General features: G+C 69.3%; 7 protein-coding genes. 1 reads left to right on the top strand and 6 read right to left on the bottom strand.

Features of this window, described 5'->3' with window-relative positions:
- The 6 genes from RJ05_RS08155 to RJ05_RS08130 form a co-directional block, all read right to left on the bottom strand.
- Positions 1 to 3,707 (bottom strand): non-ribosomal peptide synthetase (locus RJ05_RS08155; protein WP_036535047.1); only part of this gene is annotated, 3,707 nt, incomplete at its 3' end.
- A gap of 171 nt (positions 3,708 to 3,878) precedes the next feature.
- Positions 3,879 to 6,353, bottom strand: coding sequence for an FAD-dependent monooxygenase (locus tag RJ05_RS29855; RefSeq protein WP_036535058.1), 2,475 nt, complete (start codon positions 6,351 to 6,353; stop codon positions 3,879 to 3,881).
- A 352-nt stretch (positions 6,354 to 6,705) separates the two neighbouring features.
- Positions 6,706 to 7,848 (bottom strand): bifunctional RNase H/acid phosphatase, encoded by a 1,143-nt coding sequence (locus tag RJ05_RS08145; protein WP_036535055.1) that lies wholly within the window; start codon positions 7,846 to 7,848, stop codon positions 6,706 to 6,708.
- 38 nt (positions 7,849 to 7,886) lie between these two features.
- Positions 7,887 to 8,624: a zinc ribbon domain-containing protein gene (locus RJ05_RS08140; protein WP_036535044.1), complete on the bottom strand. Its 738-nt coding sequence runs from the start codon at positions 8,622 to 8,624 to the stop codon at positions 7,887 to 7,889.
- A 116-nt stretch (positions 8,625 to 8,740) separates the two neighbouring features.
- Positions 8,741 to 9,502, bottom strand: coding sequence for an ABC transporter permease (locus RJ05_RS08135; protein ID WP_085996179.1), 762 nt, complete (start codon positions 9,500 to 9,502; stop codon positions 8,741 to 8,743).
- Positions 9,499 to 10,773, bottom strand: coding sequence for a glycosyltransferase (locus tag RJ05_RS08130; RefSeq protein WP_036535040.1), 1,275 nt, complete (start codon positions 10,771 to 10,773; stop codon positions 9,499 to 9,501). Before RJ05_RS08130 ends, RJ05_RS08135 begins: the two co-directional genes overlap by 4 nt.
- 74 nt (positions 10,774 to 10,847) lie before the next feature.
- Here RJ05_RS08130 and RJ05_RS08125 point away from each other — a divergent pair.
- Positions 10,848 to 11,381, top strand: a 534-nt coding sequence (locus tag RJ05_RS08125) for a glycosyltransferase (RefSeq protein WP_156090810.1), incomplete at its 3' end; no start/stop codon positions are given.

Genomic DNA, 11,381 nt, shown 5'->3' with positions numbered 1-11,381 from the left:
TGCAGGTAGTCGCGCAGCAACTCGAGCACCGAGGTCGCCACACTCCAGCCGTCGAGGATGGCGTGGTGGAAGCTGAGCACCAGATCGACCGCGACGGTGCCGGAGGACGATTCGGGTGTGCGCAAGAAGACGCGCAGGGCGTGCAGCGGCGCCTGGTCGATGGCGTAGGCGGCGTGCCTGCGTTCCTGGATGTAGTCCTCGACCCGGCGCTCGGCCTCGGTGTCCGCGACCTCGGCCAGGTCCACGACCTCGTAATCGGCGGTGATCTCCGGGTGCACGATCTGCAACGGCACCGAGAACTTCGTCAGCTCGAACGACGACCGCAACGCGGGCTGGCGCCGCAGCAGCCGATCGAAGGCGGTACGGAACTGCCGCTCCTGCCACGGAATCCGCAACCGATACCGGAACACATCCTTGTACGTCACCGAATCGGCGCGTTCCAGGCTGTGGAACAGCATGCCCAGCTGCAGGGCGGTGGCCGGGAAGGCGTCTTCGGCGCGGTGCAGCGCGGCATGATCGACCAGCGGCACCGTCGCCAGCCGGGCGGAGACCGGCTCCGGTGCGCGCTCACCGCTGTCGGCGATCACCTCGGCCAGCTCGGCGATGGTCGGGCGCTGGTAGAAGGTGTCGACATCGAAACGGATTCCGGCGCGTTCGGCCGCGGTGCGCACCGACAGGGCGAGGATCGAGTCGCCGCCGTGGGTGAAGAAGTTGTCGTGCACGCCGATCGACTCGACGCCGAGCACCGCCGACCACACGCGCACGAGCGCGGCCTCCACGTCGTTGCGCGGCTCCCCCGAACCTGCGGCCTGTTCGGCGGGCTGCTGTTCGGCCGCGGCCTCGGCCAGCGCCCGGCGATCCAGTTTGCCGTTGCGGGTGACCGGAATCCGGTCCACCCGCACCAGCCGACTCGGCACCATGTATTTGGGCAGCCGGGCGCCGAGTTCGGCGGCCAACCGGTCCACGGTGGGTTCGGACTCGTCCTCACCGACGTAGTAGCCGACCAGGTACACCCCCTGTGTCGGCGACTTCTCGTCGACGACGGCCGCCGCCCGCACGCCAGCGCAGTCGAGCATCGCGTTCTGCACCTCGCCGAGGGTGACGCGGTTGCCGCGCACCTTCACCTGGTCGTCGAAGCGGCCCAGGTAGTCGATCTGGCCGTCGGGCAGCCAGCGCACCAGGTCACCGGTGCGGTAGCGGCGCCGGCCCGCCACGGTGCGGTCGTGCACGAACGCCGCGGCGGTGAGGTCGTCGCGGCCGCGGTAGCCGCGCGCCACCCCGACACCGGCGATATTCAGCTCGCCGGGCACACCGGGCGGAAGCCTGCGGCCGTGCTCGTCGAGCACCAGCAGGTCGATGTTCTCGATGGGACGGCCGATGGGCACCATATCCAGCGATGCGCCGTCCGGGCAGTCGAAGTAGGAGACGTCGACGGTCGCCTCGGTCGGCCCGTACAGGTTCACCAGCTGCGGGGCCGCGACACCGGCGGCGGCGAACACCGCCTGGAAGCGGCGGACCAGGGCCGGCGGGAGCGCCTCACCACTGCAGAACACCCGCCGCAGCGAGCCGATCCGCGCGACGGCGGCATGATCGCTGTCGAGCTCGTCGACGAAGGCCGCGAGCATCGACGGCACGAAATGCAGCACCGTCACCGCGGCCTTCTCGATGGCGGCGATGATCCGGCGCGGATCGCGCTCCCCACCGGCCTCGAGCAACGCCACCCTGGCGCCGGTGATCGACCACCAGAACAGCTCCCACACCGACACATCGAAGGTGGCGGGCGTTTTCTGCAGGATGACGTCGTCGGCGCCCAGCGGGTAGCGCCGCTGCATCCAGGTCAACCGGTTGACCACCGAGCGGTGCTCGATCATCACACCCTTGGGCTTGCCGGTCGAACCGGAGGTGTAGATGAGATAGGCGAGATCGGCCGGATGCGAACGATTTTCGACACTGACCGGGTGCACGTCACCGGGCTCGACCCGGACCACACCCAGTCGATCGAACACCTGCTGATGTTCGGGCCCCGCCACCACGAACCGCGCGCCGCAATCGGCCAGCACGGTCTCGACGCGGGTGGCCGGGAACGCCGGATCCAGCGGCACGTACGCGCAGCCTGCGCGCAGGATGCCGTACATGGCCACCAGCATCTGCGGGGACCGCGGCAGCACCACCGGCACGCATTCGTTGCCGGTGGCGCCCAGTGCGAGCAGCCGGTCGGCGAAAACATCTGCCCGCTCGGACAATTCGGCATAGCCGAGCCGTTCGCCATCCGCGGCGATGACGGCGGTGCGCGCCGGATGCGCCGCGGCCTGTTCGGCGAAGAGCCGGTCCAAGGTGGTGTACGGGAACTCCGTGCGCGGCCCGGCCTCGAACTCGGCCACCCGCTGCGCCGTCGCCGGCGACAGCAGCGGCAGCGCCGACACCGGCTGCTCCGGGTCGGCGAGCGAGGCCTCGATCATGGTGGCGACGCTGTCGATGGCGCTGCCGATCGGGTAGGTGTCGTCGAAGACGTCCAAGTCATAGATCAACTGGACGCTCAGCGAACCGTCACGCTGATGCTCGATGGCGACGATATTGAGCGCTTGCAGGCAGGATCCGGCGTTGGGCAGCCGCAGCCGCTCCATGATCTGGTCCAGGTGGTCCGAGGCCGGCAGCCGCATGTACGAGTACGACACGTCGAACAGCGGTGGCGCGGAGGGATCTTCGGCCAGCGCGCGCATCAGATCGCCGTAGGCGAAACGCTGATGCTTCTTCAATGCCTTGATCTGGGCGGCGACATCGGTGGCCACCTCGGCCAGCGTCCGCTGCTCACCGACCCGCACCCGCACCGGCAGCATGTTCGTGACATGTCCGCCCGCCGCCAGCGCGACGGGTGTGTCGCGGTTGAGCATCGGCACACCGAGCATCACCTCCTCGGTGCGGTGCACCGCGCACAGGTAGGCGCCCAGCGCGGCAGCGGTATAGGCGAACGGCGAGGTGCCGGTGCCGCGCAGCCGATCCAGATACGTCTTGTCCAGGCGCACCACCCGATGCCCGCGCGCCGCCGTCGGCGCGGAGGTGCGGGTGAACAGCGCCGGAACCGCGTCACCGACATGAGCGAGCAAGGCTTCGCGGTCGGTATTCCAGTCCGCGGAGAACCGGTACTGCTGCTCGGCGGTGAGCAACTCGTGATACGAGGGCAGCGGCTGCGGTTCGGCGTCATCGGGGTCGAGGAAGTCGTGGATCAGGTGCGCCAGCAGCATGTTCAGCGCCCAGCCGTCGGCATTGGCGTGCTGCACCCGGATGAAGATGTGGAAATCGGCCGGATCGTCGACCAAGACCGCTACCGCCAGATTGGACGGCCCCTCGATGGGCTGGGCCGACATCCGGCGAATCCACTCGGCACACGCCCGCGCCGGATCCGCTTCTTCGGTGAAATCGACGTGCTCGAGCACGGGTTCGACCCCGGACACCCACTGCCGGAACTCGCCGTCGACGAGTTCGAACCGCAGGCGCAGCGCATCGTTGCGGCGCACCGCCCGACGCAGCACCTCCCGCATCCGCGCCGCGTCCAGCGGCCGGTCCACATCGCCCTTGACGGCCAACTGGGACACCGGCTCCGGCGCGAACCGGAAGGCGGCGGACAGCACGTCACGCTGATAGGCGGTGACCGGCCAGCGGGGTAGGCCGGGCTCCTCCGCGTCCGCCGGTGTCGTCTCGGAATTCACGGTAGCTCCTCGTGCGGCCAGGTTCGGACCCGCTGCCGGCGTCGGCGGGTCACGGCGCTGTGATCACGCGGGGACGCCAGAGCAGTCGTCCGTATCGATCGAAGGTTGTGGCGATGACGGCCCGGGGACTGCCGGGCCGCCGCGCGGTTGTCGGACGGTGAACGATCTGTCTCAGATCGCTGACAGCAGCGCCCGGATGCTCTCGTCGGCAAGCAGTTCGGCCCGTTCGGCCGACACCGCGGGTTCCACGTAGCCGAGGTTGAACGACAGCTGTCCGTGGGTGGCGTTGGCGGTCGCCATGATGAAGCCGCTCACCGACATGCCGGAGACGAACTGCGCCTCCGACAGGCGCCAGGCACCGATCTTGTCCGGCACCTCGTACTGTCCCAGGTAGGTCATGCACAGATGGCCGGGGCCGCGGCTGTCCATCAGCTTCACCGTCGAAGCGCTGGCGGCCACCGACTTCGGGCCGACCGCCTGGAGCAGGTTCAGCGCCGACATGTGGTCACGGCGCGCCATCCGCTCGCGGTAGGCGCCGTCGATCTCCCCGGCCAGCTGCCACAGCGACGCCCACGGCGCATAGTTAGCCATCGTGGCGATCATGCCCTGGTAGGAACCGACTTCGGCGTCGGAGACCACACCGTCCAGATGCGAGCGGAAGTTCACCGAGCTGCCCACCGTGTACGGCGCCGCGCCCGTCGTACCCGCCTCGCGGGCCGCGCCGACCAGCAGCGCCGCCGACAGCACCGACTGCAGGCTGACTCCGCGGGACTCGCACCCGGCCAGCAGCGCGTCGAGACGGTCACCGTCGAGCTTGCGGTGCACCACGCGGCTGCGCCGCTGTGCGGGCGGCACGAGGGTAGTCGGTTCCAGCCGGCGCGGCTTGCGCAGCAGGGCCAGCTGGTCACGCAGTTGCGCGCCGATCATCTTGCGAGTCCCGCTGCCGCCCCGGTACTTCGCCGGGAACAGCTGCTCCGGGCCAGGGCGCACCGGGCTCACCGGCAGCTCGCCCGCTTCACCCGCGGCGACCTGCAGAATCTGCTTGGCCACCGTCATCGCCGACTCACCGTCGGCGATCGCGTAATGCAGGGTGACCACCAGGTCGGCGCTCTGGCCCGCCGGATCGGTGATCAGCACCGCGCGGCCCAGCGGACCCTGCTGCCAGTCGAACGGCTCGCGCAGTTCCACCTCATCCGTCTCGGACAGCCAGGCGTCGGGGTCCGCGGATTCCACCACACGCAGCGGCAGCGGACGGTCGGTGGGCACGAACTCCGGTTCGGTGCCGTCCGGCTTCGCCGCGATCGCCACCCGCAGCAGCGGATGCCTGCGCTGCACTTCGTCCAGGCCCGTGCGGATCTGCCCGGCGGTGACGGTGCCGTGCACCCGCACCCGCGACAGGATGTGCAGCGGCGCCAGCTGATCGGCGATCCAGTGCCAGCGCTCCATCGGCGAGAGCGCACGCGGCAGGTCGACGCTCGGGCCGCCGAGTTCCGGGAAGCCCATGGGCTTGGCCAGGTTGTTCAGGAAGAACGCCTCCGGCGCGCGGCGGAAGTAGGCATCGCGCACCGCGACGGCCTTGTCGTTGTCGGTCTGCTCGACCTTGGCCAACTGCGCCGAGCCGTTGACGAACATGGCGGTGCGCTCGGCGCGCAACTGTTCGTAGCGGCGCAGTCCGGCCACCGGATCCAGCGAGTTGGCCAGCGTGTGCGCGAGGACGACGGCGTCTTCGATGGCCGAGTTCGCGCCCTGTCCCAGACTGGGCAGCATCGGATGCGCGGCGTCACCGAGCAGGGTGACCCGACCGCGGCCGAGTTCGGCCAGCGGGGGCCGGTCCTGCGCCGGCACGGCCAGCACCTGCGACCATTCGGTCTGCTCGATACAAGCCCGCACCTCGGGCGCCCACCCGTCGTACAGGCGCAGCAGGTCGTCCTTGGTGCCCTGCCAGTCGGCGGCTTCGGCGCCCGGCATGGTCATCGTGCCCCACCAATACACCCGGCCGTGGCCGATGTCGTGGATGCCGAAACGCATTCCGGTGCCCCAGTAATGGGCCGAGGCGCCGCGCGGGACACGCGGATGCTCGAACGGGATACAGGCCAGCCAGCACACGAAATTGCCCGGTCGCGGCTCGGACCGGCCGTGCAGCTGGGCACGCACCATGGAGTGGATGCCGTCGGCGCCGATCAGCAGATCGCCCTCGGCTTCGCGGCCATCGGCGAATTCGACCCGGACCCGGTCACCGTCATCGATGAAGCGGGTGGCCTGGGCGCCGGTGAAGGTCGGCGTGTCGCCGATCGCGCGGACCAGCGCGGCATGCAGATCGGCGCGATGCAGCGCGACCGCGGGCGCGCCGAGCCGGGCATCGAGCTTGTAGACCGGCAGCTCCCGGATCAGGGTGCCGTCCGGCTTGCGGAACTGGAAGGTCTCGACGCGGCCGCCGCGGTCGAGAAGTTCGGTGTCGAGTCCGAGGTCGAGGCTGCGCAGCGCGTTGATCCCGTTGGCCTGTACCGAAAGACCGAATCCCTGCGCCCGCAGCTCGGGCCCCGCCTCGTAGAGCTCGACCCCGAACCCGGCATGTCGCAATGCGGCGGCAGTGGTGAGTCCGCCGATCCCCGCCCCTAGTACAACTACCTTGATCGGACTGCTCATCGAACCTGCACTCTCGTAGACCACTAGGCAGCACAGAGCGGATTCATCCCTCGAAACCACTGGTGAGCAGCATTACTCGCCGATCGTCACCCCCGACAGTGCTGACCGGGAACCCAACACCCTTGCCCGGATCAGACAGGCCGGACGGGACGCCTGTGCCTGACCGGACCGAAGCGTACCGCGATCCTCTAAATTCGACCAATGCAAGCGGGATTGACCCGTCGAAGTAGTTGCCAAGCGCAATTACGTTGGAGTTCGGCAGGATTCACCGCGCACGCTGGGGATTGACCAATCCTCCAAAACATCGAACACCGGCCCGTGAGGGCACACCACGTCAGTTGCCGCGCGCGAGTTATAGATAGCTCGTATCGTTGACCAGCCGCACCGAGGAGCCGCCGTCGGGGTAGAACTCGGCGATAGACAGCGACGCCAGGTCCAGATGCAGCCGGTAGAGCAGCGACGGACCGACCCCGAGCGCGAGTTGCAGCAGCGTCTTGATCGGTGTGACATGGCTCACCACAACGAGATTCGCGCCCGGATAGAGCGCGACGAGATCGCGCCGCGCCGCCTCGACCCGCTCCCGCACCTGGTCGAAACTCTCACCGCCGGGGGCGGGCAGCGACGGGTCGCCGAGCCAGGCCGAGTGCAGTTGCGGGTCGCGCTCGACGGCCTCGGCGAACGTCAGCCCTTCCCAGTCACCGAAATCGGTTTCGATGAGGCCGTCGCAGATCTGCATCGGCACCCCGAGGGCCGTCGCCGCCGCCTCGGCAGTTTCCTGCGCGCGGCCCAGCGGCGAGGAGATCACCGCGGCGATATCGCCCTTGGCGGCCAGCATCTTCGCCGCCCGCGCCGCCTGTTCCCGGCCGAGCGCGGTGAGCGGTGGATTACCGCGACCGGAGTAGCGACGTTCGACCGACAGCTCGGTCTGGCCGTGGCGCAGCAAGAGGAACCGGGTGGGGCGGCCACTGAGACCGGTCCAGCCGGGCGGTGGTTGCTTGGCGGCCACGAGTGGTTCGCGTGAGCTTTGTGAAACCGTCGCCGAGGTTTCGCCGGGCGGTGCGGCTTCACGCACCTCGTCGACCAGCCCGCCGTCGTCCATGGCGAGGTTGGCCAGCCGGTCGGCGTGCGCATTCTCGGCACGCGGAATCCACTGGAAACTCACCCGATCGAATCCGGCGACCAGGCGTTTGGCGCGGTCGGCCAGCGGGATCATGGCCGCGTGCTTGACCTTCCAGCGGCCCGACATCTGCTCGACCACCAGCTTGGAATCCATCCGCACCGCCACCTCGCGGGCACCGAGTTCGGCGGCGGCTTCCAGGCCCGCGATCAGGCCGCGGTATTCGGCGACATTGTTGGTGGCGACGCCGAGGTATTCCATTCGTTCGGCGAGGATGCGGCTGTGGCCGGCGTCGAAGACCACGGCACCGTACCCGGCGGGGCCGGGGTTGCCGCGCGAGCCGCCGTCGGCCTCGACGATCACCTCACGAACGGACACCACTGCCACCTCCTCGCTGCGCACTCACCGACCCGGATTCACAGACCCGACTCTTTGGTCCGGACCATGATCGCGCCGCACTCCGGACACCGCACCACGACCTCCGGTGCGGTCTTGGCGATGCGGGCGATCTCGCCGCGGTCGAGTTCGATCCGGCACGCACCGCAGCGGCGCGCCTGCAGCAGGGCGGCGCCGACGCCGTGCTGGGCGCGTTGCCGGTCGTAGATGGTGAGCAGTTCGCCGGGGAAAGCGCCCACCAATTCGGCGCGATCGCGGTCGCAGCGGTCCTGCGCGACGTTCAGATCGGCCACCGCCTCGTCGCGGGCGCGCTTGGCGGTTTCCAGATCCTCGTCGGCCTTGCTCAGCCGGGCGCCCGCGTGGTCGTGGTCGGCGGCGGAGGCCTCGCGACGTTCCATCACCTCGAGCAGGTCGTCTTCGAGCACCGAGCGACGCCGCTCCAGGCTGCCGAGTTCGTGCTGGAGCTCCGACAGCTGCTTGGCACCGACCGAACCGGAGGTCAGCATGGCGCGATCGCGTTCCTCGCGCTTGCGCACGGCCTCGATCTCGCCTTCGAGTTTGTGGATGTCGCGGTCCAGGTCGTCCAGCACGATCTCCACGGCCACCGCGGCATCTTTGTGCGCGTTGCGCTCGGCCTCGAGCCGGTCGACCTCCTGCTGCTCGGGCAGGACCGTGCGCCGGTGCGCGATACGGGTCAGCTCGGCGTCGACGGCGGCGAGCTTCAGCAGCTTGGCCTGGATCGGTGGTTCGACATTCAACGCGGACAAACTCCTGACAACGCTGTGGACGGATAGAAGCTCAACCGTACCGCGCCGACCAGCCGATACCTGCCACACGTAGGGATCGGCCACGAACAGCGTCGTGCCGCGGGTGGCTACCGGCGGGCCAACGCCGCAAACTGCACGCTCGCGCCGAGGAATCCGGCGGCACCGAGGCCGACGCACCACGCCACGGCGATGCCCGCGTGCGCGCCCGCGCCGGTGCCGTCGAGCAGTCCGCGCACGGTCTCCACCACCGGGGTCGCCGGTTGGTGTTCGGCGAAGCCGCGCAGCCAGCCCGGCATGGTGGAGGTCTGCACGAACGCGCTGGAGATATAGGGGATGAACATGATCGCGTAGGTGAGCCCGCCCGCCGCCTCCGGATTCTTGGCCACCAGGCCGAGCGCGACCGCGATCCAGCACACCGCCGTGACGAACAGCGCGATCATCAGCGCCGCCGCCACCCACCCCAGCGGCCCGGCGTCGGGCCGATAGCCGAGCAGCACCGCCACCGCGACCGCGATCCCGATCGCGACCATGTTGCGCACCACGCCCTCGGCGACGTGGCCGGCCAGCACCGCCTGCCGGAACATCGGCAGCGTGCGGAACCGGTCGACGCTGCCGTTGGTCATATCGGTGGAGACGCCGGTGGCGGTGATCGAGGAGGCGAAGCCCGCGCACAGCAGCATGATGCCGGGCACCACATAGTCCAGATACGGTCCGCCGACGTTGATCGCGCCACCGAACACGTAGGTGAACAGCAGCATGATCAGGATCGGCATCAGCAGCGAGATGATCAGCGTGTCCCGGCTGCGCAGCGTCTTGCGCGCGCAGCGCTGGAACATGGTGGCCGTATCGGCGACAACGTGCCCGATCACCGGCCCGCGGCCTCGATGACGTCGGCGGCCCGCGCGCTCGCGCCCTCGGTGATCAGGGTCGCGGCGAACTCCCGCGCCCGCGCCCGACGTTCGGGCGTGAGCACCGACCGCAGTTTGTCCTCCAGCGCCGCCTCGGTGAGCCGAGTGAAGCGCAGATGCGCGCCGACCCCCAGTCGCTCGACCTGCCCACCCCACATCGGTTGCTCGAACGACACCGAACACACCAGCGTCGGCAGTCCGGCGCGCAGGCTCTCGAACAGGGTCCCGACGCCGCCGTGGTGCACCGCGGCGGCACAACGCGGGAACACGACGTCGTGCGCGAACGGCCCGACGACCTTGACGTGCCCGCCGACCTCGGCGTCGACGTCCAGATCGCTCCACCCGACGCTCACCAGCGCCCGCACCCCCAGCCGCGCCGAAACCTGCGACACCATCGCCAGCACCGACGCCATATCGCGGATCGGCATACTGCCGAAGCCGAAGAACACCGGCGGATCGCCGGCCTCGACCCAGGCCAGGATGTCGTCGTGGTCGCCGGCGAGCTCACCGACGGCCGCGCGGGTCCGCTGATCGAGGGTGAGGAATCCGGTGAACGGTCGCCGCTCGCCCCACTCTTCGGCCAGCCCCGGCACCAGCGCCGGATCGTAGATCTGAATCTCGGGCACTCTCGCTTTCGCCAGCACCGCGGCGGTACTCGCATACGACTTCGGCAGGCCGAGGCGCCCGCGCAGTTCGTTCAAGTACCGCGCGAAGACCACCCGACGCAGGTTCTCGGCCAGCACCCAGGTGGCGCGATTGACCGCAGCGGGTGGATTCCAGTGCGGCGGCAAGGCGCCGGGGAACGGATAACGGCCGGTGTAGCGGCACGGGTAGTAGTGCACGCTCACCAGCGGCACATTCATCGCTTCGGCGACCGAGGCGGCGCGGTCTTCGGTGACGGTGGTGGCGACGATCAGTTCCGCATCCGCGCAGACGTCGATGACTTCCTGATTCATCTGCGCCGCGTACCCCGCCATCTGCCGTCCCACCAACTGCATCAACCGGAACGTGCTGCCCGCCGCCAGCGCCTGCTGCCCTTCGGGCGAACTGTAGAGCTGTTGGATATCGGGGCCGCAGGCCCGGGCGGTGAGCCCGGCGTCGGTGACGAAGTCGACCAGATTCGGTGGGGCACCGATCAGCACATCGTGCCCGCGGCCTTCGAGTTCGCGCCCGAGCGCGACGATCGGCTGCACGTCGCCACGGGTTCCCGTGAGAGGGATGGCAATCTTCACTCGCGCTTCTTTCGGTATCCGGCAGCCCGCCCGACGCGGTGCGTTCACTCGTGGTGCCTCGGTACAGTGACATTGTGCACATCGCGATGTTCATGGATTACCACCCGGCCACGCTCGGTGGTGTCCAGACGGCGGTCGATTCGCTGTGCCGGGGGCTGGAAAACACAGGTCATCGGGTGACGTTGTTCGTCGCGCCGCTCGCGGGCGCGCGGGTCGGCACTGCGGCGAACGTGGTGGAACTCGAGGCCGTCCCGGTCGCGGTGAACGGTTTCCCGATGGTGCTGCCGAGCAAGCGCAACGCCCGCCGCATCGATGACGCCTTCGCTGCCCGCGGCCCGATCGACGTGGTGCACACCCACACCACCTACGGTGTCGCCATCGCCGGCATGAAAGCCGCGCGGCGGCACCGTCTTCCACTGGTGCACACCGCGCAGAGCCGCGACGACGCCTTCATCGAGCACACCTCCCCCGCCCCCTATCCGGCGGCGCTGGCGCTTCGGGCGCTGCATGGACGTTTCGTGCCGCACCGGCATCACATGCCCCATCGTGCGGAAAGCCGTGCGGCGCGGCATGCCTGGTGGACGATCTCTGCTCAAGCTCAGGCCGCC

Origin of the sequence: Nocardia cyriacigeorgica NBRC 100375, from assembly GCF_000308555.1 — a bacterium.
In the GTDB taxonomy this organism is placed as follows: Bacteria; Actinomycetota; Actinomycetes; order Mycobacteriales; family Mycobacteriaceae; genus Nocardia; species Nocardia cyriacigeorgica.
The sequence above is the reverse complement of the archived record's forward strand: the minus strand, read 5'-3'. Positions and strand labels throughout refer to the sequence as shown.

Bases quoted from the DNA above. Each gene is read 5' to 3' on its own strand.
- RJ05_RS29855 (WP_036535058.1), bottom strand. From the start codon at position 6,353: ATGAGCAGTCCGATCAAGGTAGTTGTACTAGGGGCGGGGATCGGCGGA.